Origin of the sequence: Halomonas sp. MCCC 1A11062, assembly GCF_021404355.1 — a bacterium.
Lineage (GTDB): Bacteria > Pseudomonadota > Gammaproteobacteria > Pseudomonadales > Halomonadaceae > Halomonas > Halomonas aerodenitrificans.
This window is the reverse complement of record NZ_JABFTW010000017.1, coordinates 47,896-70,939: the sequence shown is the minus strand read 5'-3', so window position 1 is coordinate 70,939 and position 23,044 is coordinate 47,896. Positions and strand designations below refer to the sequence as shown.

General features: G+C 65.4%; 21 protein-coding genes and 1 pseudogene. 7 read left to right on the top strand and 15 right to left on the bottom strand.

The genetic code is table 11. The features are described from left to right. Nucleotides 1-25: 25 nt before the first annotated feature. Nucleotides 26-2,074, top strand: a pseudogene (tssI, locus tag HOP58_RS16825) (type VI secretion system tip protein TssI/VgrG); the annotation flags it as partial. Between the two features lie 1,107 nt (nucleotides 2,075-3,181). Further along, nucleotides 3,182-4,018, top strand: a complete 837-nt coding sequence (locus HOP58_RS16820) for an ankyrin repeat domain-containing protein (protein ID WP_234260954.1) — start codon at nucleotides 3,182-3,184, stop codon at nucleotides 4,016-4,018. 92 nt (nucleotides 4,019-4,110) lie between these two features. Here HOP58_RS16820 and malG read toward each other — a convergent pair whose 3' ends face one another. From malG to HOP58_RS16800, 4 genes are all read right to left on the bottom strand, one after another. Then, a complete protein-coding gene (gene malG, locus HOP58_RS16815) occupies nucleotides 4,111-5,001 on the bottom strand; it encodes a maltose ABC transporter permease MalG (RefSeq protein WP_010626680.1) in 891 nt (296 codons plus the stop codon). A 25-nt stretch (nucleotides 5,002-5,026) separates the two neighbouring features. Further along, a complete protein-coding gene (gene malF, locus HOP58_RS16810; protein ID WP_234260953.1) occupies nucleotides 5,027-6,640 on the bottom strand; it encodes a maltose ABC transporter permease MalF in 1,614 nt (537 codons plus the stop codon). A gap of 61 nt (nucleotides 6,641-6,701) precedes the next feature. Next, nucleotides 6,702-7,889, bottom strand: a complete 1,188-nt coding sequence (gene malE, locus HOP58_RS16805; RefSeq protein WP_234260952.1) for a maltose/maltodextrin ABC transporter substrate-binding protein MalE — start codon at nucleotides 7,887-7,889, stop codon at nucleotides 6,702-6,704. Nucleotides 7,890-8,107: 218 nt separating this feature from the next. After that, nucleotides 8,108-8,731, bottom strand: coding sequence for a DUF305 domain-containing protein (locus HOP58_RS16800; RefSeq protein WP_234260951.1), 624 nt, complete (start codon nucleotides 8,729-8,731; stop codon nucleotides 8,108-8,110). Between the two features lie 103 nt (nucleotides 8,732-8,834). Between HOP58_RS16800 and HOP58_RS16795 the strand changes: the two genes are divergently transcribed. The 4 genes from HOP58_RS16795 (at nucleotide 8,835) to HOP58_RS16780 (ending at nucleotide 11,331) form a co-directional block, all read left to right on the top strand. Further along, the gene (locus HOP58_RS16795; protein ID WP_234260950.1) at nucleotides 8,835-9,284 is read left to right on the top strand and encodes an NfeD family protein; all 450 of its coding nucleotides are present in this window, start codon (nucleotides 8,835-8,837) and stop codon (nucleotides 9,282-9,284) included. A 72-nt stretch (nucleotides 9,285-9,356) separates the two neighbouring features. Next, the gene (locus tag HOP58_RS16790) at nucleotides 9,357-10,403 is read left to right on the top strand and encodes an SPFH domain-containing protein (RefSeq protein ID WP_010626675.1); all 1,047 of its coding nucleotides are present in this window, start codon (nucleotides 9,357-9,359) and stop codon (nucleotides 10,401-10,403) included. A 151-nt stretch (nucleotides 10,404-10,554) separates the two neighbouring features. Beyond that, a complete protein-coding gene (locus HOP58_RS16785; RefSeq protein ID WP_010626674.1) occupies nucleotides 10,555-10,713 on the top strand; it encodes a YhfG family protein in 159 nt (52 codons plus the stop codon). A 21-nt stretch (nucleotides 10,714-10,734) separates the two neighbouring features. Next, complete coding sequence (locus tag HOP58_RS16780; RefSeq protein ID WP_234260949.1) at nucleotides 10,735-11,331, top strand: putative adenosine monophosphate-protein transferase Fic; 597 nt, start codon at nucleotides 10,735-10,737, stop codon at nucleotides 11,329-11,331. A gap of 10 nt (nucleotides 11,332-11,341) precedes the next feature. Here the strand turns inward: HOP58_RS16780 and zapE are convergent, their stop codons facing one another. From zapE to fabV, 10 genes are all read right to left on the bottom strand, one after another. After that, a complete protein-coding gene (gene zapE / locus HOP58_RS16775) occupies nucleotides 11,342-12,487 on the bottom strand; it encodes a cell division protein ZapE (RefSeq protein ID WP_234255271.1) in 1,146 nt (381 codons plus the stop codon). Continuing rightward, nucleotides 12,484-12,957: a GNAT family N-acetyltransferase gene (locus HOP58_RS16770; RefSeq protein ID WP_234260948.1), complete on the bottom strand. Its 474-nt coding sequence runs from the start codon at nucleotides 12,955-12,957 to the stop codon at nucleotides 12,484-12,486. The genes zapE and HOP58_RS16770 overlap by 4 nt, the downstream gene beginning before the upstream one ends. 37 nt (nucleotides 12,958-12,994) lie before the next feature. Further along, nucleotides 12,995-14,362: an N-succinylarginine dihydrolase gene (gene astB, locus HOP58_RS16765; RefSeq protein ID WP_234260947.1), complete on the bottom strand. Its 1,368-nt coding sequence runs from the start codon at nucleotides 14,360-14,362 to the stop codon at nucleotides 12,995-12,997. Further along, nucleotides 14,359-15,828, bottom strand: coding sequence for a succinylglutamate-semialdehyde dehydrogenase (gene astD, locus HOP58_RS16760; protein WP_026037898.1), 1,470 nt, complete (start codon nucleotides 15,826-15,828; stop codon nucleotides 14,359-14,361). Before astD ends, astB begins: the two co-directional genes overlap by 4 nt. After that, complete coding sequence (gene astA, locus HOP58_RS16755) at nucleotides 15,825-16,871, bottom strand: arginine N-succinyltransferase (RefSeq protein ID WP_010626668.1); 1,047 nt, start codon at nucleotides 16,869-16,871, stop codon at nucleotides 15,825-15,827. Before astA ends, astD begins: the two co-directional genes overlap by 4 nt. Continuing rightward, nucleotides 16,871-17,944, bottom strand: a complete 1,074-nt coding sequence (locus tag HOP58_RS16750) for an arginine N-succinyltransferase (RefSeq protein WP_010626667.1) — start codon at nucleotides 17,942-17,944, stop codon at nucleotides 16,871-16,873. The genes astA and HOP58_RS16750 overlap by 1 nt, the downstream gene beginning before the upstream one ends. A gap of 50 nt (nucleotides 17,945-17,994) precedes the next feature. Beyond that, nucleotides 17,995-19,209, bottom strand: a complete 1,215-nt coding sequence (locus HOP58_RS16745; RefSeq protein ID WP_010626666.1) for an aspartate aminotransferase family protein — start codon at nucleotides 19,207-19,209, stop codon at nucleotides 17,995-17,997. A gap of 113 nt (nucleotides 19,210-19,322) precedes the next feature. Continuing rightward, nucleotides 19,323-20,297, bottom strand: coding sequence for a GlxA family transcriptional regulator (locus HOP58_RS16740; RefSeq protein ID WP_010626665.1), 975 nt, complete (start codon nucleotides 20,295-20,297; stop codon nucleotides 19,323-19,325). A gap of 140 nt (nucleotides 20,298-20,437) precedes the next feature. Then, nucleotides 20,438-20,647, bottom strand: coding sequence for a hypothetical protein (locus HOP58_RS16735; RefSeq protein WP_010626664.1), 210 nt, complete (start codon nucleotides 20,645-20,647; stop codon nucleotides 20,438-20,440). 57 nt (nucleotides 20,648-20,704) lie between these two features. After that, nucleotides 20,705-21,916 carry an enoyl-ACP reductase FabV gene (gene fabV / locus HOP58_RS16730; RefSeq protein WP_010626663.1) on the bottom strand — a complete coding sequence of 404 codons (1,212 nt, stop codon included), beginning with the start codon at nucleotides 21,914-21,916 and terminating at the stop codon, nucleotides 20,705-20,707. A gap of 164 nt (nucleotides 21,917-22,080) precedes the next feature. On the opposite strand from fabV, the gene HOP58_RS16725 reads away from it, so the two are divergent. Beyond that, the gene (locus tag HOP58_RS16725) at nucleotides 22,081-22,473 is read left to right on the top strand and encodes a hypothetical protein (protein WP_010626662.1); all 393 of its coding nucleotides are present in this window, start codon (nucleotides 22,081-22,083) and stop codon (nucleotides 22,471-22,473) included. Here the strand turns inward: HOP58_RS16725 and HOP58_RS16720 are convergent. Beyond that, nucleotides 22,459-22,968, bottom strand: a complete 510-nt coding sequence (locus HOP58_RS16720) for a glutathione peroxidase (protein ID WP_010626661.1) — start codon at nucleotides 22,966-22,968, stop codon at nucleotides 22,459-22,461. The two genes, HOP58_RS16725 and HOP58_RS16720, sit on opposite strands and share 15 nt — an antisense overlap. Nucleotides 22,969-23,044: the final 76 nt, after the last annotated feature.

Sequence of the window (23,044 nt, the reverse complement as noted above, 5' to 3'; positions counted from 1 at the left end):
GCCATGTACGCCTCCAGGAGGAAGCATGGCCTTTGAAACCGGACTTCACTTCACTCTGCGGCTAACCGATGCCAGCTCGCCCGATACCGAGGGCCTGGCGGTCATCGAGTTCACTCACCGGGAACGGCTCTCCGCCCCCTTCGAGCTCACGGTACGCTTCGCCAGCCGTAACGGCAGTCTCTCCGCCCGCGACATTCTCGACCGCGAGGCCACCCTGACGATCTGGCAGGACGACCAGATGCTGCGCCAGGTGAACGGCATCGTCAGCGAGTTCGCCCGTGGCGACCGCGGCCACCGCCACACCTTCTATCGGGTCGAGATCCGGCCCGCCCTGTGGCGCCTTGGCCTGCGCCAAAACTCGCGCATCTTCCAAGAAGTCTCGCCGCTCACGGTGCTCAACACCCTGTGCGACGAGCACGGCCTGACCGATCTCGCCTTCGCCGCCACCCGCGAGCCCGAGTCTCGGGAGTACCTTACGCAGTACCGGGAAGACGATCTCGCCTTCGTCGAGCGCCTGGCCGCCGAAGAGGGGCTGTTCTACTTCCACGAATTTTTTGAAGTCGGTAGCGACGAGGAGGCCCGCGCCGCCCACCGCCTGGTGTTCGCCGATGCGCCCCAGGTGCTGAGCCACCTGGGCGAGCGCACCTACCACGGCCGCGCCGGGGGCACGCCGCCGGCGCGTCACGTGCGCAAGCTGCAGCAGCATGCCCGGGTCGCCCCGGCCTCGGCCACGCTCAAGGACTACTCGTTCAAGAAGCCCGGCTATTCGCAGTTACATCAGGGCCAGCTGCACGACCTCGCCGGCGATCTAGAAGCTCACGGTCAGCGTGGCGTCGTTGAAACAGGGTACGAACACTACGACTACCCCGGACGCTACAAGGCCGACGCCTCCGGCCAGGCCTTCACCCGCATTCGCCTCGAAGCACTACGCCGTGGTGCCAATACCGCCGACGCCGAGAGCGACCTGCCCGAACTCGCCCCGGGTACACGTTTCACCCTTACCGACCATGACCTCGACGACCTCAACCGCGACTGGCAGGTGCTCGGCGTCATTCACCACGGCAAGCAGCACCAGGCGCTGGAAGAGGACGGCTTCGTTCAGAGCGGCGGCCAGAGCGATGGGCAAGGGAGTGATGGCCTGCAGGGTCGGGCAGGCTCGGAAGCCATGACCAAGTACCACAACGAACTGGTGCTCATGCCCGCCGACCAGGCCTGGCGTCCCGAGCCCAACCCCCGGCCCCGAGTCGACGGCCCCCAGATCGCCTTCGTCGTCGGCCCTGAGGGTGAAGAGATCTATTGCGACGAGCACGGCCGGGTCAAGGTGCAGTTCCCCTGGGACCGCTATGCCGAGCCCAATGAAACGGCGAGTGCTTGGATTCGTGTCAGCCAGGACTGGGCCGGCGGCGGCTACGGCAGCATGGCGATTCCGAAGATTGGCCATGAGATCCTCGTCAGCTACCTGGAGGGCGACCCGGATCAACCGCTGATCACCGGGCGGATCTACAATGCCGTCAGCACTCCGCCCTACGAACTGCCGGCGCACAAGACCCGCACCGTCATCCGCACCCAGAGTCACCAGGGCGAAGGCTTCCAGGAGCTGCGCTTCGAGGACGAAGCCGGCCAGGAGCAGATCTGGCTCCACGCTCAGAAAGACCTGGAACTGCTGACCCACAACGACCGCACCGAAGAGATTGGCCACGACAGCCATCTCACCGTGCACCGCAACCGCGTCAGCGAGATCCACGCCGACGACCACCTCACCGTGCGCGGCCAACGCCACCTCAAGGTCGACGGCGACGACCACCTCATCGTCGGCGCTACGCGCCACGAAAAGACCGCCCGCGCCCAGCTCGTCGAAGCCGGCCAGGAGATCCACCACAAGGCCGGCAGCAAGACCGTGATCGACGCCGGCGCCGAGATCACCCTTAAGGCCGGCGGCAGCTTCCTCAAGCTCGATCCCAGCGGCATCACCATCGTCGGCGCCCAGGTCAAGATCAACTCCGGAGGCAGCCCCGGCTCGGGGAGCGGGCAGGCGGCGGCAGCGGCGCTGCTGCCGGGTGCCGCCACACCGGAAGCGAGCGAGGACGTGACGCTCAAATCCGGCGCTATGCCGCTCATGGGTGGCTTCATGGCGGCGGCCATGGCCGTCGCCGCCGCGGGGCAAGGCGAGGTCGAGCTTGAAGATAGCGACGATACGGCAGACTCGAGCCTAGACGACCTGGAGGAGGCCAGACGCCAGAAGGCGGCACGCTGGCAGTGCCGTCAGGGCCAGATCGCCGCCGCCAGAAACCAGCTCGATACCATGCCGCCGGGCGGCTCCCGCGACACCCTGGCCGCCACCACCGAGCGCTTCGAGCGCAACAACGTCGCCGTAGAGCACGCCCGGCTGGCACAGCATGTCTACGACCCCAGCCAGCCCGTGCCGGTGGGCTGGGGAGATAGCAGCGATGAGGAAGCTATTTTAAAACAAGCAGGCATCATATCAGCGGAAATGCTAAGGCCTAGAGACAGCAATTTTGGCGCTGGGTTATATATTCCAGATCGTGATGTTTTCGGTGACGATCTTTCACCGACCCTTAGCTTTAAGGGGACAAACTTTTCCGTACGGGATGATATTAAAAACAATATAGCCCAAGGGCTAAATCTTCACTCAGGCTACTATGAACTTGCCGTAGAGATTGGGATGGCACTGGAGCGTTCTGGAGCCCGACTTCACCTCACAGGACACTCATTAGGAGGCGGCCTAGCTTCTGCTGCTTCTCGTGCGAGCGGGTTGCCATCTACGACGTGGAACTCCGCAGGCCTGCATCCCAATACTGTGGAACGCTATGGCGGCACGCTGCATCAGCCAAAGCCAGAGAATATCCAGGCCTTTCGCGTGGCGGGAGAGATACTCACACTGCTGCAAGAGCGCCGCTTGAGCTCCACGCTCGCCACGGCCGGGGTTGGCGCGGCTCTGGGCGGTGGCACCGGTGCCCTTGCCGGAGCCGCCGGCAGTGCCCTGCTGGCCACGCTGATGCCGGATGCGGTGGGCACGCCCTATCGGCTTCCCGGTCGGGGCATCAATCCGATCGAGCGGCACAGCATGGTGCAAGTCATCGAGGGGCTGGAGGCCCAGAAGTCGATGGATCAGGGTATCCTGGCCGAAGCCACGGGACATCACTGCACGTAGGGAGACATCATGCAGGCCAAACCGCAGCGCCCTTTTCACACGCGCTATCAATCACTTCTGTTGCTGGTACTGTTCTTCCTTGCCAGCGGCTGCCAGCCAACCCAGGGATTGACCATGTCACGTACTCATACTGCCGAGGAGTTCTTTACCGGCCCACATCTCGAACTGGCCAGAGCCATCGAGCAAAATGACGTAGCAACACTGCATAAAGTTGCTGATGGTGTTGATCTGAGTGCACAAGGCCACAACCAGATGACGCTGATGTGGTACGCAGTTATGAAGAAAAAGCCCGAAGCGATACGTGCATTGGTGGAGCTAGGCGTTCATCCGGCCGATGACGAGATGGATGGAATGTTGGCTCGGACTCCCTTGGGAGCCGCACTAATGAGTGAGGAAACGCTCTATCTGGAAGCCATGCTTGACGGTGGCCTTTCACCGAATGACATAAACGAGTCTGGGACACCAATATTGCATCGAGCAGTAAGGTTTGGAACATTGGCTCATGTCAAACTTCTCGTCGAACACGGAGCGGATGTCAACCTAAAAGGAGATACAACCGCTTTGGATCAGAGCACCTTATCCTCAAAGCCCGAGATAGGAGTGTATTTAATTGAAGAGGGCTCCACACCTAATTTTCGACACGACAACGGTGTAACGACTGCTTGGGGAGTTCACTTACAAATTCAGAACCTTGAGCACGGCCCTATGCGAGACGGCTTCATTCGCTTACGCGACATGATGATCGAGCGCGGCGTCGAGTTCCCCCCACCCTCTCCCGTCGAGGTTCGCGAGCAGATGCGCGCCGAGGGGCTGACGCCTGTCGTACCGTTTGGCCATGATCGCTAGGAATCGGCGGCGAAGCAGCGCAACGCCCGCCGGCCTGGCCGTGCGGGCGTACTCCTCTCGCGGTGATACAGGCCACCATCCTGAGCAGACCTCTAGCCCTTCACGCCTCCCGCCGTCAGCCCGCCGATGATCCAGCGCTGGCAGATCAGGAATGCCACGGTGATCGGCAGGCCGGAGAGCACCGCCGCCGCCGCGAAGTTGCCCCAGCGCTGGTTGTGATCGGCCAGGTACTGCTGGGCGCCGACGGCCAGGGTCAGCTTGTGTTCGTCGACCAGCAGCACCGAGGCCATGGGGTACTCCATGATGCTCATGACGAAGGCGAGGATGAACACCACCATCAGGATCGGCAGCGACAGCGGCAGCAGGATGTAGCGAAACGCCTGCCAGGTACTGGCGCCGTCGACCATGGCAGCCTCCTCCAGCGAGCCGTCGATGGATTCGAAGTAGCCCTTGATGGTCCAGATGTGCAGCGCCACCGCCCCTAGCGAGGCGACGATCAGCGCCCCGTGGGTGTTGATGCCGAGCCAGCCGACGAACTGCCCCAGGCGGTCGAACAGGGCGTAGAGCGCCACCAGAGAGAGCACCGCCGGGAACATCTGGAAGATCAGCATGCTCTTGAGGATCGGCCCCTTGCCGGCGAAGCGCATGCGGGCGAAGGCGTAGGCGCTGGTGGTGGAGAGCAGCACGATCAGCAGCGACGACACCAGCGCCACCTTGACCGAGTTCCACAGCCACAGCAGCACCGGAAACGGCGGCTGCACCACCGTGCCGTCGGCACGCTCCCAGGGGATGCCCAGCGCCAGCGCCCAGTGCTCCAGCGAGAAGTTCTCGGGAATCAGGCTGCCGGTGGCGAAGTTGCCCTCGCGGAACGAGATCGAGATCACCAGCAGCAGCGGGAACAGGATCAGCGTGAGAAAGCCGATCAGGGCGAGATGGGCCGCCAGCTTGCGCCAGCGCAGGGAACGCGGTTGTACCATGGCCATGAGGATTCTCCTGTGACCTTGCGAATCAGACCCTGACCTTGGCCAGGCGCAGGTTGAGCAGTGCCAGCCCCGCCACCAGCAGGAAGATCAGCGTGGCGATGGCGGCGGCCAGGCCGAAGTTCTGTCCGGCGTCCTGGAAGGCGATGCGGTAGGTGTAGCTCACCAGCAGGTCGGTGGTGCCCGCCGGCGTGCTGGCGCCGAGAATGTCGGGGTTGCCTCCGGTGAGCAGCGCGATCAGCACGAAGTTGTTGAAGTTGAAGGCGAAGCAGGCGATCAGCAGCGGCGTGAGGGGCTTGATGATCAGCGGCAGGGTGATCTGGAACAGGTTGGTCAGCGGACCGCCGCCATCCACTGCCGAGGCCTCGTAGAGATCCCTGGGGATCGACTGGATCAGCCCCATGCACAGCAGCAGCATGTAGGGGTAGCCGAGCCAGGTGTTGACGAGCAGCAGCATGCTGCGGGCGAGCCAGGGATCGGTGAACCAGTCGGGGCGTACGCCGAACAGGGCGTCGAGAATCAGGTTTATCTCGCCGAAGTGCTGGTTGAACATGCCCTTGAAGATCAGGATCGAGATGAACGCCGGCACCGCATAGGGCAGGATCAGCAGGGTGCGGTAGAGCGCCTTGCCGCGTAGCTGGTCCCACTGCAGCAGCGAGGCGAGCACGAAGCCGACAATTAGGGTGAAGACGACGGTGAGACTGGCGAAGGCGAAGGTCCAGACGAATATCTGAATGAAGGGGCCGCGGATATCGGGGTCGAGGAAGATCCGCGCGTAGTTGTCCAGGCCCACCGCCACCGGCCAGCCCGGGGTGATGCGCTCCCCTTCTTCGGTGACGAAGAAGCCCGTCTCTCCATCGGCGCTCAACAGGAGACCGTCGCGGCGGTCGTACAGGCTGCCGTCGTCACGCGCTTCATAGCGATCGATCATGGGCGCGTAGTGGCGCAGCCCGGCCATGCGCAGCTCCAGGCCTTCAGGTGTCGCCAACACCAGATTCTGCAGCGCAGCGCGATAGGCGATCACCTCGCGCATGGCCAGCGGCTCGCCCATCGGCTCTCCCTCGGCGGGCTGAATGGCGACATGGCGACGTTCGCTGTCCTGCAGCGACAGCGGGCCGGTGACGAAGCGCGAGACGCCCTCGAGTGCCTCCTCGAGCTCGGCCTCCGCCTCACCGGCTGCACTTGGAGCCCCTTCCCGCTCCAGATAGAGCCGCACCCCTTCGTCGCTCGAATGGAGCTGAAAGCCGAAAGTGGCGCTCTCCTCCTGATAGGTACGCGCCAGCAGTTGGGCGCGCACCCGCTCCTCGCTGAGCAGGTTGCTGGAGCTATAGTTGCTGAAGCTGATGCCGACGGTATAGAGCAGCGGAAAGATGACGAACAGCGCCATGCTAGCCACGGCGGGAAAGATGTAGCGGTGGCTCATCAGGGTGCGGCGGGTGAAGACCACCCCCAGCGCGGCGCCGAGCACCAGGAACAGCAGGGCAAAGATCGGCTGGCCGTTGAGATGGAAGGCCAGCACCAGCCACAGCAGGGCCAAGACCAGCGCTGCCACCAGGCTGCGCAGTGCCCAGCGGGTGTAGCGTTCGGCGGGATAGCGGGAGCGATGGCGCGGCAGCCCCCGGGAAGCATTGGTGGTGTACATGGGTAGCGTCCTGGGCCGGGCCGGCGACGCCTGCCGCCGGCCGAGGCATCGAGCGGGTTCGTTACTGGCGCATGCGGCGGGCCGCGGCGTCCAGGGCTTCGCGAGGCGACTGGCGACCGCTGCCGATGTTCTGCAGCGCCGGCTCCATGGCGGCCCAGAAGGCGCCCATCTCGGGAATGTTGGGCATCGGCATGCCAAGCTCGGCGTTCTCGAGGGTGGCGGCGATGTTGGGGTCGCGCTCCAGCTCCTGCTGGTAGGCGATATGCGCCACCGCCCCCAGGGTGCCGTCGCTGTTGAAAGTGCGCATGCCCGCTTCGTCGAGCAGGTAGTTCTCGAGGAACTCCACGGCCAGGAAATCGTTGGGCGAGGCGGTGTTGATCATCGCCGCCATCACGCCGAACATCGGCCTGGCGCGCTCCTCGCCGACCCTGGGCAGCAGCGCCACGCCGTAGTCAATGCCGCTCTGCTCCAGATTGCTCCAGGCCCAGGGACCGCTGATCATGGCGGCCACCTCGCCGCGATTGAAGCGCGTGTCCATGATGCTGTAGTCGGTACCTCGCGGCAGCACGCCGCTCTCGATCAGTTCCACCAGAAGCTCGGCGCCCTGGATGGCGCCCTCGTTGTTGACCCCGATGTCGTCGACATCGAAACCCTCCTCGGTCTGGCGGAAGGGGTAGCCGCCGTTGGCCGCCAGCAGCGTCCAGCCGTAGTAGGGCTCGCCGTAGTCGAACAGGATCGCCTTCTTGCCCTGCTCGGTGAGTTCGGCGTCGAGCTCGGCCAGCTCGGCGAAGCTCTGCGGCGGCGTTTCGATCAACGCCTTGTTGTAGATCAGCCCCAGCGCCTCCACCGAGATCGGATAGCCGTAGTGCTCGCCGTTCCACAGGGTGGCGTCCCAGGTGAAGTCGAAGTAGCGCTCGCGGAAGTCGCGCGAGGGCGAAACGGGTGCCAGCAAGCCGCTCTGCGCCCATTCGCCGATGCGGTCGTGAGCCCAGATCACGATGTCCGGCCCCTGGCCGCTGCCGGCGGCCTGCTGGAAGCGATCAGTGAGATTGTCGGGATTGACGATCCGTACCTCGATGCCGGTGTCGTCGGCGAACTGGCGAGCCACCTCACGGATGCCGTCGTAGCCCTTGTTGTCACCCATCCAGATTGTCAGGCGGTCGCCGTCGAAGGCGTGGGCGGAGAAAGCCAGGCCGCTACCGAGTGCAGCCAGCAAAGTAAAGCTCACACCGTGGCGTGTCCAAGGCATGGGAGAACCTCCAGGTTGTTGTTATCGGCGCCGGAGCCGTTGCGGCACGGCGATAGCGAGCATCCAGCCTCGCCAATCGCGGCGCAGTCGTCCTCCTCCCCGGGGGGGCGTAGCGGTGGCGTATGGGTGGGGCGTAGCGATCGGCGTGGCGGGAGTATTGCGAAGATCAGCGCGGGCGGCCTGGAGATGCCGCCCGCGGGGAGTCACTCGATGGCTGCCTATTCGGCATCGAAACCGTGCTGGGCCAGCCAGTCGCGCAGGAAGGCGATCTCCTCCTCCTGGGCCTCGATGACCTCACGTGCGAGATCGCGAATCGCCTCGTCCTCGCCGTGCATCAGCACGACGTTGGCCATGTCGATGGCCCCCTGGTGATGGGGGATCATGCCGCGGGCGAAATCGGCGTCGGGGTTGCCGGTGAACTCGATCGACATGTCCTCGTGCATGCGCCGATTGATCTCACGGTATGCCTGCACGGCCTCATTGTCTGTATGCTCGTCGGGCTCATGAACGTGGTCGTGGTGGTCCTCCTCGTCCTGTGCTTCGTCCTCGTCGCCATTGATCTCATCGCCATTGATCTCATCGCCATTGATCTCATCGCCATTGATCTCATCGCCATTGACCTCGTCGCCGTTGGCCTCGTCGTCATCGACATCGTCATCGTCGCCATTGGCTGCTTCATTCTCGTCGTCGATCTCAGCGTCCTGCTGCGGCTCGGCCTGGTCGATCTGCTGCTGGGCCTGGGCCTCCTCTTCCGCCGCCAAGGCCGGGGCGGCCAGCAGGGCACTGCCGGCCAGAACGACGGCCAGTGCCGACCAGGTACGTACTGTGAGGATGTGCAACATGCTGCTCTCCTTTACCATGTGGGTCGTACGAGTACGATAGAACCAAGCGCCGTGCAGTGCGTTGCAGCGGCGCATCAGGAAACAATTCATTACCGAGACTACCATGGACTGGAATCCTGCCTTGATCTGGCTGGCCATCGCCCTGCTGCTGGGCTTGGCCGAACTCTCCTCCGGCGGCCTGGTGCTGCTGTCGCTGGGCGTGGCTGCCGCGCTGACCTCGGCGCTGGCCACGCTGGGCCTTACACTGCCCTGGCAGCTGCTCGCCATGGGCGTGTTCTCGGGCATTCTCATCCCGCTCGCCGTCAAGGTTATCCGCCCGTGGTTCTCGCCCAGAGGGGTGGCCTACGGCACCACCGGCACGGGGGTGGAGAAAGGCCACACCTATACCACCCTGAAACGCGACTTCGACGGCGCCAGCGGGGTCAAGATCAACGGTGATTTCTATCGCCTGCGGGTCGCCGAGACCGGTGAGACCGAGCTGCCCGAGGGCTCGCTGGTGATCTTCCAGCACTTCGACGGCACCACCGCCGTCGTCAGCCACGTTCAAACATAGCGCCACTCGCATGATCTTTGCGGAGCCCCTTCCGGCCCCGTCCCTACGCAACTGCAAGGAGTGAAAGTGAATATGGATCTTCCCATCAACCCGGGGCTGCTGATCGCCCTCATCGTCGTCGTCATCGGCATCCTGATCATCGCCAAGGGGCTGGTGATCGTACGCCAGTCGGAAGTGATGGTGATCGAGCGCCTGGGCTCGTTCAACCGCCTGCTAGAGAGCGGCATCAACATCATCATTCCGTTCATCGAGCAGCCCCGCGCCATCACCATGATCCGCTACCAGAAGCGCGGCGAGGAGTACTTCCCCATCACGACCAACGAGGCGAGGATCGACCGCCGGGAAACGGTGATGGATTTCCCCGGCCAGCCGGTGGTGACCACCGATAACGTCACCGTGCGCATCAATGGGGCGCTCTATTATCAGATCATCGATCCGCGCCGTGCCGTCTATGAAATAGAGAACATGAGCCAGGCGGTGGAAGTGCTGGCCAAGACCACCCTGCGCTCGGTGGTGGGCAAGATGGAGCTCGATAAACTGTTCGAGTCCCGCGCCGAGGTCAACAACGAAATCCAGGCCGCCATGGAGGAGCCCGCTTCAAAGTGGGGGGTGAAGATCTCACGGGTCGAGGTGCAGGACATCGCCATGCCCGAAGAGGTCGAAACCGCCATGCGCCTGCAGATGGCCGCCGAACGCAAGCGCCGCGCCACCGTGACCGAAGCCGAGGGCGAGAAGGCCGCCGCCATCGCCAAGGCCCAGGGTCAGCGCGAATCGGCAATCCTCAATGCCCAAGGCGACAAGGAGTCGGCCATTCTGCGCGCCCAGGGCGAGCAGGAGTCGATCAAGCTGGTGCTGAGCGCCATCGGCGACAGCGACGAGCACAAGCGCACCGTGGTGGGTTATCTGCTCGGCCAGAGCTACATCAAGGCGCTGCCGACCATGGCCCAGGAGGGCGAGCGGGTGTTCGTGCCCTACGAATCCTCCGCCCTGCTCGGCTCCATGGGCATGTTCCGCGAAATGGCCGGCTCACCGGAAGACACCGTGGCGCAGCACCTGCGCAGCGGCGAGCGCCAGAGCGGCTTTCGCAGCGGCATCGTCGGCGGAGCGGCCAGCAGTTAATGATTGAAGCCTGGGCATCGGCTGTCAGGCCGATGCTCAGGCACCTTTCCGCAACAGCAACGGGTCCCCGACAGCGACTGGCGATCAGGCAGGAGCATCGTGGGCCGATATGCGTTAAAATACGGGCATCGGCAAATTCGAGGTAACCCACATGACCAAGGTATCCCTCAAGACCAAGCAGGACTATTTTGCCAAGGTCAAGCAGCATAACTATGCGGCTAGCCTGCGCCTGGAAGGGTTCAGCGCTCCCGATGCGCCGTATGCACCGCCCAGCAAGTCCGCCACGCTGGAAAAATATCGCCAGCGTTGAGCGTGGCCATCAGCCGCTGTCATGGACAAGTACGGCGTCGGCCAGGATCCCTACTGTTACGACGGTACCAACGTTTTCACGAACCTCCTCGAGATTCGTGACGATGCAATCCTGCAGGAAGCCGAACGCGAGCTGACGATCATTGCAGCCGACGGGATTCCTTTCACTCCCCCGCCCTACGATTTCGACTATCTCAAGACGCTGCACAGGCAGCTCTTCCGTGACCTTTATCTTTGGGCCGGCGAGATTCGTACCATCGACATTTCCAAAGGCGATACGCGCTTTTGTCATTGCGACCGCATTGAGCCGGAAGCCAAAAAACTGTTCGACCAGTTGGTACGAGCCGCCTGGTACACAGGCCTGGAACGTGACGAATTGATAGTTGCCACCGCCGAGTTCTACGGCGATCTCAATGTCCTGCACCCCTTTCGGGATGGCAACGGCAGGGCGCAGCGCATTCTCTTCGAGCATCTGATCATCAATTGCGGCTACGAGATTTCCTGGGCCGGGCTGGATCGGGACGAGTGGATTCGAGCCAACATCGCGGCTTACCACTGCGATTACGACCCCATGGTCGCGGTTTTCAGGCAGTGTATCGGCGCGCCGCTTACCGAATGACGAAGCCAGCTCAGTCGCTTGCAGGTAGCCCACCAAACCTCGCCAGCTGCATTTCCTGCAGCCGGCTGAGGGTGCGCCGGAAGGCGAAGGCCAGGTAGCCATCGGTGTAGAGTTCGTCCATGGCGACTTCGGCTTCGATGTGGAGCGGCACGCGGCGGTCGTAGCACTCGTCGACCAGGGCGATGAAGCGTCGCACGCCATCGTCGCGCCGGGACAGCGGAGGCAGCTCCCGCTCTCCGGCTTCGACACGCTCGGCGCCGTCCTCGGTGCCACGGGCGATACGCCTCGCGGCGGCGACATCGCTCAGCCGCGGCACTTCGCTGAGCAGCACATGGTCGAACTCGTCGGCCAGGGCGATAAAGTCGAGCGCGGCCAGCGGCTGCTCGCACAGCTCGGCATAGCGACACCACACCACTCGCCGACTGCGCCGCTCCACTGCGATGCGGCGGTGGCCCAGCTCGATGGGCTCACGGCTCGTCGGCAGCCCTTCGCTCAGGCGCGCGAAAACGCTGGTGAGGGCGCTCGGCCGGCCGGGCTCGGCCACCCAATAGCGCTGGCATGCCCGACCGGGGCGCAGGCGATGATCGAAGCCGCCGTCCAGCTCCACCACCTCCAGGTAACGCTCGATGGCGGCAATGGCCGGCAGGAAGCGCTCGCGGTTGAAGCCGTCGGCATAGAGCTGGCTCGGCGCCTGGTTGGAGGTGCACACCAGCACCACGCCATGCTCGAAGATCGCCTGCAACAGGCGTCCGAGCAGCATGGCATCGGCGATGTCGCTGACGAATAGCTCATCGAGGCAGAGCACGCGCACCTCGGCCGCCAGCTCCCGCGCCAGCGCGGAGAGAGGATCGGCGGTACCGCTGAGCTGGAACTGGCGCTGGTGCACCCAGCGCATGAAGTGATGGAAGTGCAGGCGCCGGGAAGGCACCCGCAGGTGGCGGTGGAAACCGTCCATCAGCCAGGTCTTGCCGCGCCCCACCGGTCCCCACAGGTAGACGCCGGCCACGGCCCTGCGCTGCTCCGCGGCACCCTCATCATGCAGCGTCTGGAAACAGGCATCGAGCCGTGCCGCAGCGCTCTGCTGGGCCGCGTCCGGCGCAAAACCTTGGCGTTCTACCGCCTCGCGATAGAGCGTCAGCGGCGAGGCGGCGGTCATGCCTCCAACTGGCGCCACATGATGGTGACCGCTTCGCCCCGGTAGTTCAGTTCCTCGAGGTCCTGCCAGCCGAGGCGGCGATAGAGCCCCTGCTGGTCGGGGGTGTAGAGGTAGAACTGGCTGAAACCGCTGTCCACAGCCTCCTCCTCGACGCGGCGAATCAACCGGGCGGCGATGCCCTGCCCGCGCCACTCCGGCAGCACGAACACCGAGGCCAGCCAGGGGGTGAGTTCGGGCCGGCTGTCCATGTCCTCGGCCAACAGCGCCGCCGTGCCCACCGGCCGATTGCCGTGCATGGCCACGAACACCGAGGGCACGCCGCCTTCCCCGCACTCGCGACGAAAGGCCTCGCGGTAGGAGTCGGCGGTGCTACCCGGATGCAAGTGGCCCCATTCGGCGAAGGTCCAGCTTGCCACCGTATCAACGTGGTCCGACTCGGGGATCAAACGGACGAGGGTGATGTCGCGCATGCCGATTTCCTTATCCATTGCAAAAGCACAGGTCTGGCTAACCCAGTTGGAAGGGATAGACCGATCCAATTTGCAGGATGCGGGTCAGCTCGTCCAGTGCAGTGAGGGTCTCGTCGGCCAGCTGCGGGTCGGCCAGGTCGTCCGGGGCCAGGCGGTCGCGGTAGTGACGCCCGACCCAGGCGGTGAGTTCGCCATAGAGATCATCGCTGAGCAGCACGCGGCCGGTCAGCGCGGCGCGCTCCTCGGCGGAGAGCACCACCCGCAAGCGCAGGCAGGCGGGACCGCCGCCGTTGCGCATGCTCTGCTTGACGTCCTTAACGATCACTTCACCGATGGGATTGTGGCCGGCCAGCAGCAGGTCCTGGATGGTGCGCCACACCGCCTCGCGCTCCTGGCACTCGCCGGGCACCACCAGGGTCATGCTGCCGTCGGGGTTGCTCAGCAGCTGCGAATTGAACAGGTAGGAGGCCACGGCGTCCTCCATGCTCACCGCCTCGCTGGGCACGCGCACCGGGATCAGGGGCGTGGTCATCTTGGCGCGTAGCTCATCGAGCGTGGCCTGCTCGTCGAGGAAGGCCATCTCGTGGTAGAGCAGCACCGGCCCGTTGCCCACCGCGATCACGTCGTTGTGGAACACGCCGGCATCGATGGCCTCGGGGTGCTGCTGGGCGAATACCGTCTGCGCCGCGGCGAGACCATGCTGACGCGCCACCGCCTGGCTCGCTTCCAATGTTTGGCGCGCGGGGAAGCGCTTGGGCTCGCGACTTTCACCAGACCCGCCACCGAAGGATTGGCGGCCGTAGACGTAGAGGTGAACGCCGGCCTCGCCGTGTTCGCCGCACAGGCGGGTATGGTTGGCCGCGCCCTCGTCGGAGAAGGCCGGTGTGGCCGGCAGCGCCGGGTGATGGGCGAAGTGCGCCTCATGGCGGAAGATCGCCGCCAGCACGCGGCCGGTGGTCTCCGGCTCCAGATAGCGATGGAAGCTCGACTGCAGATTGGCAGGGGTGAAGTGCACGCGGCCGTCCGCGGCGTCGCGGCTCGGGGTCACCGTGGCGGCGTTGGCCGTCCACATGCTCGAGGCCGAGCACACCGCGCGCAGCACCTGGGGCGCCTCCTTGGCCGCCCGCGCCAGCACCTCGCGATTGCTGCCAGAAAAGCCTAGCGAGCGCAGCGCGCCGAGGTCGGGGCGCTGCTGGGGCGGCAGCACGCCCTGGGCGTAGCCGGCGTCCATCAGCGCCTTCATCTTGGCCAGGCCCTGCAGCGCCGCCTCGCGGGGGTTGGAGACCAGCCCGCCGTGGCGCATCGAGGCCACGTTGCCGTGGGCCAGCCCCGAGTAGTTATGGGTCGGGCCCACCAGGCCGTCGAAGTTGACCTCCCGGTAGTCGGTATTCGTCGTTTGGCTCATAACACCACTCCGGGCGGCAGGTTGTCGGGCAGGGTCAGGGTCTCGGCTTCCATGGAGGCCACCGGGTAGGCGCAGTAGTCGGCGGCGTAATAGGCACTGGGGCGATGGTTGCCGCTGATGCCCACGCCGCCGAAGGGCGCGTCGCCGGAGGCGCCGGTGGTCTGGCGGTTCCAGTTGACGATGCCGGCGCGGATGCGCAGCAGGAAGTCATCCCAGTCGGCGCGCTCACCGCCAATCAGGCCGGCGGCCAGGCCATAGCGGGTATCGTTGGCCAGGTGCAGGGCTTCGTCCCAGTCGCGATAGCGGTAGACCTTGAGCAGCGGGCCGAAGTGTTCCTCGTCGGGCACGTCGAGCCCGGTGACGTCGATCAGCGCCGGCGACAGCAGACTGGTACCCTCCTCCAGGCACTCCATGCGCGCCAGCACCACACCACCCAGTGTTTCCAACTCGTCCTGAGCCTTGAGCAGCCCCTGGGCCGCCTCCTGGCTGACCAGACCGCCGTAGAACGGCGCCGGCTCCTCGAACTGCCCCGCCACCCGCAGGCGGGCGATGGCGTCGACCAGGGCGTCGAGCAGGTGATCGCCGACCTGCCCCTCGGGCACGATCAGGCGCCGCGCGCAGGTGCAGCGCTGGCCACCGGAGAGGAACGCCGACTGCAGGATGGTCAGCACCGTGGCGTCCTGGTCATGGACATCCTTGACCACCAGCGGGTTGTTACCGCCGAGCTCCAGCGCCAGGATCTTCTCCATCTGGTCGGCGAAATGGCGGTTGAGCAGGCCGCCCACGCGGGCGCTGCCCGTGAACAGCAGGCCGTCGATGCCCGGATGCGAGGAGAGCGCCTGCCCCACCGGTGCGGCCCCCTGCACCAGGTTGATGACCCCGGCGGGCAGGCCCGCCTCCTGCCAGCACTGCAGGGTCAGATCGGCGGTCAGCGGGGTCTGCTCGCTGGGCTTGAACACCACGGTGTTGCCGGCCAGAAGCGCCGGCACCATGTGGCCGTTGGGCAGGTGGCCGGGGAAGTTGTAGGGGCCGAACACGGCCATCACGCCATGCGGGCGATGGCGCAGCACGGCGGTGGTGTCGCCGAGGTCGCGGCTGCGCTCGCCGGTGCGCTCCTGATAGGCGCGCGCGGAGATCGCCACCTTGCCGATCATGGCGCCCACTTCGGTACGCGCCTCCCACAGCGGCTTGCCGGTCTCGCCGGCGATGGCCCGAGCCAGATCCTCGCGGTGGGTCTCGAGCACCTCGCGAAAGCGTTCCACCACGCTCAAGCGCTCGGCGAAGCCCAGCCGGGCCCAGCCCGGAAAGGCGCCGCGGGCGGCTTCCACCGCTGCCGCTACCTGGCTGTCGCTGGCCGCCGCACCCTGCCACAGGGTCTCGCCGGAGACCGGATCGCGTTTGGTGAAGCCAATGGCATCGCCCGGCTGCCAGCGCCCGCCGATCATCAGCTGTTGCATTGCGTTCATGATGTCTCCTCGGTATCCAGGACGCGCAGGGAGTCGCCGGCCGACACGCCCAGCCGCTGCGCCTCCGCCTCGTTCAGGGTGAGGGTGCCCTCCTCATCGGGAGCACAGGCCACCCAGGCGGCGCGGAAGTCGGCCATGGTCGTGCTGGCTGCCAGCCAGCGAGGCCGGGCGGGGGGCGTGTCGCTGCCGCTGCGGATCTCCACCCGGCAGCAGCGCGACTTGCGCACCGCGCGTACGTCGTCGATATAGGCTTCCACCGTCGGCCCACCGTCGAAGATGTCGATGTAGCCCTCCCAACGCAGGCCTTCCTTCTTGAGCATGGCCAGCGCCGGACGCGTGTCGTGATGCACCTGGCCGATGCAGGCCCGCGCCTCGTCGGAGAGAAACGGCGTGTAGATCGGGAACTTGGGCATCAGCTCGCCGATGAAGCTCTTCTGCCCCAGCCCGGTGAGGCGGTCGGCCTCGTCGAAGTCCAAGGGGAAGAAGTGGCTGCCCAGGCACTCCCAGAACGGGCTCTTGCCGCGCTCGTCGAACACCCCACGCATCTCCGCCAGCACCTTGTCGGGGAACTGGTCGCGGAACTCGGCCATGAACAACCAGCGCACCATCGACAGCAGCGCGCCGTTGCGCTGATGCTGACGCTCCTTGCCACGGAAGCCGGGGCGCAGGAACAGCGAGGCCACCTCGGCATCGCCGGTGTGGTCGGAGCTGAGGAACAGGGTGTCGATAGTACGGTGCAGGTCGAGCTGCACCGAGGAGTGGGCCAACGTACCCAGGCGGTAGTGATAGAACGGCACCTCGCGACCCACCTGACCCTCGATGGCGCAGCAGCCCGCCAGCTCGCCGCTCTCCTCGTCTTCCAGCACGAAGAAATAGTTGCGCCGGTCGGCCGGGGTGCGCTGCTCGAAGGCGGCCACTGCGGCGGCGATCTTGGCCGCCAGGAACTCGCGGTTGTCGGGCAGCGAGGTGAAGCCGACCCCGGTCTCACGGGCGATCTTCTGCAGTTCGTCCAGGTCGCCCTCGGCAATCGGTCGAATACGCATCACAGCTCCCCCTCGTCGAAGCCCGCTTCCTCTTCGCCGTTGGACGGCAGCGTCAGCGGTGCAGCGAGCACCGCCCGCCCCTCCTCCACGCCGAGCAGCTCGGCGTGCTCCGGCGAGAGCATCAGCTGGCCGGTGGGCGACAGCGCATAGCGCGCCACCACGCAGCGGAAGTCGGCCAGGCGCTGGTTGGCGACCATCGCCGGCTCGGCGTCCGGCAGGGCGTGGGCCGGGCGTACCCGTACCGGGTGCCAGGCGGCATGGCGGAAGGTATGCAGACGATTGCGCTCGCCCTTGATCACCGGCCCCGCGTCGAACAGATCGACGTGACGCGAGCGCATGAAGCCCTCGGCCAGCATCTCGGCCATGGCCGCCTCGTGGGCGGGGTGCTCGCGACCAATGGCGGCCCGCGCCTGGGGAGTGAGCAGCGCCAGATAGAGCGGGAACTGCGGCATCACCTCGGCGATGAAGCTCTTCGAGCGCACCCCGGCCAGGTAGTTGATGTCGTGATAGTCGCGCACGAAGAAGTGGCGCCCCACGCTGTTCCAGAACGGCGATTCGCCCTGCTCGTCGAGATAGCCCGGGAACGCCATCGCCAACACCTCGGCGAAGCGCTCCGGGTACTGGGCGATGAACATCAGCCGCGAGCGGCGCAGCAGGCTCTCGGCGCTGGTGCCGCGATAGCGCGGGTCCAGCGACAGCGCGCACAGCTGAGTGGTCTCGGACACCTCATGGGAGAGCGAGAGGGTCTGCACCTCGCGGCGCACGTTGAGCTGCTGCGAGGCGTGGATCAGGGTTTCCTGGCGGTAGGTGTAGTAGGCCTCCCGCGCGCCGGCCTCGGCGCGCAGGGTGGCGGTACCTACGACCTCGTCGCGTTCGAGATCCTCGAGCACGAAGGTGTAGTGTTCGTCGCCGGGAAAGTCCACCTCGCGCCCGAACGACTGCCGCGAGCGGGCGATGCGCTCCTCGAGGCGGTCGCGGTGGGCCGGCAGGTTGGTCAGGCTCGGCGTGGCCAAGCCCGCCAGCCGCTCCAGGGCCGGCAGGTCGGCCGGCCGAACGGGGCGTACGACCATCATGGCGGGATCTCCTGGTCGATTGGCGGTGTCGCGCATGGCTCGGCCAGCCTTCACCCGGCCGCCACCAGCCGCTCGATGGCACGCTCCAGCCGCGCCATGCCCTCGGCGATGTCGGCTTCGGGAATTACCAGCGACGGCGCCATGCGCAGCACGTTGGGCCCGGCGATCAGCGCCATCAGCCCTTCTTCGATGGCCAGCGGCAGGATGTCCTTGGCCCGGTCCTTGTATTCCGGCGTCATTTCGGCGCCGATCAACAGCCCCATGCCGCGGATCTCCTTGAACACCCCGTGCTTGCGGTTGATCGCCTCGAGATGCTCGCGGAACAGGTCATGCCGCTGCTTGACGCCGCCGAGCACTTCCGGCGTGTCGATGTGCTCCACCGCGGCCAGAGCCACGGCCGAAGCCAGGGCGTTGCCGCCGTAAGTGGAGCCGTGGGTGCCGATGGCCAGTGCCGGGGCGACCCGGTCGGTGGTGAGCATGGCGCCGATGGGGAAGCCTCCGCCCAGGGCCTTGGCGCTGGTGAGGATGTCCGGCTCGATGCCGTACTCCATGTAGGCGTAGAGCGAGCCGGTACGGCCCACGCCGGTCTGCACCTCGTCGAAGATCAGCAGCGCATCGTGGGCATCGCACAGATCGCGCAGGCCCTGCAGGAACTCCTGAGTGGCCGGCGTGATGCCGCCCTCGCCCTGCATCGGCTCGACCATCACCGCGCAGGTGTCGTCGTTGATCAGGTCGCGCACGCTGTCGAGATTGTTGAACTCGCCGTGGACGATGCCGCCCGGCACCGGACCGAAGCCCTGGGAGTACTTGGGCTGACCGCCGACGCTGACGGTGAAGAAGGTGCGGCCGTGGAAGGACTGGTAGAACGAGACGATGCGATGCTTGTGCTCGCCGAAGTTGTCATGCGCCCAGCGCCGCGCCAGCTTCAGCGCTGCCTCGTTGGCCTCGCCGCCGGAGGAGCAGAAGTAGGCCTTGTCGGCGAAGGTGCGCTCTACCAGGGTCTTGGCCAGCTTGAGCGAGGGCTCGTTGGTGTAGACGTTGGAGAGGTGCCAGAGCTTGTTGCCCTGCTCGGTGAGCGCCTTGACCAGCACCGGATGGCAGTGGCCCAGGGAGTTCACGGCGATGCCGCCGGCGAAATCGATGTATTCGCGCCCCTCCTGGTCCCACAGTCGGCTGCCCTCGCCGCGCACCGGAATGACCTTCTGGGGGGAGTAGTTGGGCACCATGTACTGGTCGAAGTCGGCGCGGGTCGGGGTATGGCTCATCTCGGTCTCCATTCCTGCAAAAGAGTGATAGCAACGCAGCGATGTCATCCGAGTATAAGGAGCGACGCGCCGGCCGGCTTTCAGCAATGGGACCGCGACTTGTAGATAAAGGCTTAAAGACGTTCTTCGCGGGGTGTAACCCCGAAATGGTTACGGTAGGCGGTGGAGAAGTGAGCGGGCGAGGAGAAGCCCGTCTTCATGGCGATCTCGCCGGCGGGAAGGTCGCTTTCGCGCAGCAGGCGCCGCGCCTCTTTCAGGCGTAGATCGAGGTAGTAGCGGCCGGGTACCGCTTGCAGGTACTTCTTGAACAGCCGCTCGAGCTGACGCCGCGAGATACCCAGATGCTCGGCCAGCTCGTGGGTGGTGAGCGGCTCTTCGATGTTGGCCTCCATCAGCATCACGGCGTCCACCAGCGGCGCCGGCGCGTGCCCCAGCCGGGCGCGCAGCGGCACCTGCTGCGGCTCGTCGGCCATACGCACCCGCTCCAGCACGAAGTGCTCCGAGACCCGTTCGGCCAGCTCGCTGCCGTGGTGGGAGGCGATCAGGGTCATCATCATGTCCATCGCCGCCGTACCGCCGCCACAGGTGAGGCGGTCACGGTCGATCTCGAACAGCTGCTGGGTCAGTCGCACGCGGGGATAGTCGCGGGTGAAGGCGGCGAAGCGCTGCCAGGGCAGCGTGGCGCGGTAGCCATCCAGCACGCCGGCGCGCGCCAGCAGCTCGGTGCCACCGCCCACCCCCACCAGCACCACGCCGCTGCGCCCCAACAGACGCAGCTGACCCGGCAACGCACTGTCATGCATGACCGGCAATGGGCTCGGCGCGCAGACGATCAGCATGTCCAGTTCGGTCGAAGCGTGTTCGAAGGGAGTACAGGCCGCCTGACTGAGGTCGGCCATGCTGGCAACCTCCCCACCGCCCGGGGAGAACGCCTGCAGGCGATAGAGACGCTGGCCGGCCAACTGATTGACCACCACCAGCGGCTCCAGAGCGCAGGCTTGGGCGAGCAGCGAGAACCCCGGCAGCGTCAACACGCCGACCCAGCGGGCGGCGTTCATGGCGAAGGTAGAGGTGGGGGTATCGGGCATTGCGCAGCGCCGTGTGCCGAAACGAAGGAGAAATGGTACTCCATCGGCAGCGTTGGCAATACCGCACGTTATACGCCCGTTGACGAAGTCCACCGCGGCAGCGCCACGGTGGCCTTTGGTTCACATCGGCAACCGCCAGATCAGAGCCAGAACGCCGACACCAGCCGATAAATCAGGAAAAGCCCCGTGGCCACGGCCACGGCCAACACCAGCCAGTGCCAGCCCTTGGCCGGCCGCTTGGCTTCGGGCTGCTCCTCATCGGGCTCGAGATGCTCGAAGTCCTCGGGCATCCTCACTTCCTTGAGATGCTCGTACTCTTCTTGCGGCGTCTTGCTCTCCCGGGTGTCCATGAGGCACCTCCTTCGATACTGGATTTGCCCGCCGAATCGCGTTCCGTCGCAGCGGGCCTACAAAGTGACGACATCGAACTGAACGTCAGGGTTCACGTCGGCGTCGTAATCGACGTCGTCACGCTCGAACCCGAACAGCTTCAGGAAGTCGTGCTTGTAACCAGCATAGTCGGTGATTTGGAACAGGTTTTCGGTCGTCACTTGAGGCCACAGATCCTTGCACGCCTGCTGCACGTCGTCGCGCAGCTCCCAGTCGTCCAGACGCAGGCGGCCGGCCTCGTCGGTGGTGAGCTCACCCTCCTGCCCTTGAGATGTGTAGAGTCGCTCGCCGAACAGGCGGTTGAGCTGCTCGATGGTGCCCTCGTGCAGGCCCTTCTCCTTCATCACCTTGTAGACCATGGCGATGTAGAGCGGCATGACCGGAATCGCGGCGCTGGCCTGGGTCACCACCGACTTGAGCACCGCCACGTTGGCACCACCGCCGGTGGCCTTGAGCCTGGCGTCGAGCTCACCGGCGGCGCGATCGAGATCCTCCTTGGCCTTGCCCAGGGCGCCGTGCCAGTAGATCGGCCAGGTGATCTCGGTGCCGATGTAGCTGAACGCCACGCTGCGGGCGCCGGGAGCCAGCACGCCGGCCTTGTCCAGGGCATCGATCCACAGTTCCCAGTCTTCACCGCCCATCACCGCCTTGGTGTCCTCGATCTCCTGCTCGGTGGCGGGCTCGACCTCGGCCTCGATGATGGTGTCCTTGTTGGTGTCGATGGCGGTGGCGCGGTAGGTCTCACCGATCGGCTTGAGGCTGGAGCGCTTCAGCTCGCCTGAGTCGGGCAGCTTGCGCACCGGCGAGGCCAGCGAATAGACCACCAGATCGATCTGGCCCAGGTCCTGCTTGATCAGCTCGATGGCCTTCTCGCGCGCCTCATGGGAGAAGGCATCGCCATTGATCGACTTGCTGTAGAGCCCTGCGGCCTTGGCGAACTTGTCGAAGGCGGCGGCGTTGTACCAGCCGGCGGTGCCGGGCTTCTTCTCGCTGCCGGGCTTCTCGAAGAACACACCCAGGGTGTCGGCGCCGTAGCCGAAGGCCGCGGTGATGCGCGCCGCCAGGCCATAGCCGCTGGAGGCCCCCACCACCAGTACCTTCTTCGGCCCGTTGGCCTTGTCGAGCTGGCGGGCGCGGGTGGTCTCGATCTGCTCGAGCACGTTCTTCTCGCAGCCGAGCGGATGGGTGGTGGTACAGATGAAACCGCGAACCTTGGGTTTGATGATCACGACAGACCTCGTTATTGGTGTTACGACGCCGCTCGGGACGCCGATTCGATACGAATGGACAGTGGCGACATTCTAGCGGCCACGCATGCGTCTGTCCGCACTTGAGCGCCGCGGACTCCTGGGGCACGATGCAACCCGGTGCCATGACATGGCAGGAGGTGAACATGAACGCACAAGCACTGGTGGATGAGCGCGGGGAGCTGTGGCTGGCGCTGGCTCCGCTGTGGCTGGACCGCGAGCCCAGCGAACGCGAGTTCGCCCGTATGGTGGCGGTGATAGAGCGCCACGAGCTGACGCTGCACGAGCTGGAGTGGATCTTTCGCCTGGAGTTGGCACCGGTGATGTCGCGCAACCAGATGTCGATCGCCGGGCGCTGGCGCGATTTCGACGACTATCAGTTGATGCAGCAGCTGGTGGCCCACAACCTCAAGCTCAAGGGCTGGCGACGCAAGAGCTGGGCGCTGTTCTCGGGGCTGACCACCATGATGACCCGCCATCGCTGGAACGAGCTGATCGCCCGGGTGATGATGGAGCGAGGCGAGTCACCGCACCCGTGAATTGGAACGGAAGTCCTCATCCAGTGCCTGCTCCAGCGCACGTTCGAGCTCCGACCCGCTGTCGCGGGGCGAGAAGCGCCGCAACACCCGGCCGTCCCGCGCCACCAGAAACTTGGTGAAGTTCCACTTGACCATGCCGGTGCCCATCACTCCCGGTGCCTGTCGCTTGAGCTCGACGAACAGCGGATGAGCGCCGCGACCGTTGACCTTGACCTTCTCCATCACCGGAAAGGTCACCCCGTACTGACTGGAACTGAAGGCGCAGAAGTCCAGCGCCGTTTCCGGCGACTGACGCGCGAACTGATTGCAGGGAAAGGCCAATACGGTAAAGCCACGGTCGCGATGGCTGCGATAGAGGTGCTCCAGCTCGCCGAGCTGGGGCGTGTAACCGCAGCGGCTGGCCACGTTCACAATCAGCAGCACCTGCCCTTGCAGGGCACGCAGGTTGAAGGGCTCGCCGCGGAAGGTACGGCACTCGTGTTCGTGGATGGCCATGTCTGCCTGCCTCGCTGTCACCTTTCCCACGCCACGTTTTACACGTAGCACCTCTCAGCGTATCGCGGCAACCTTT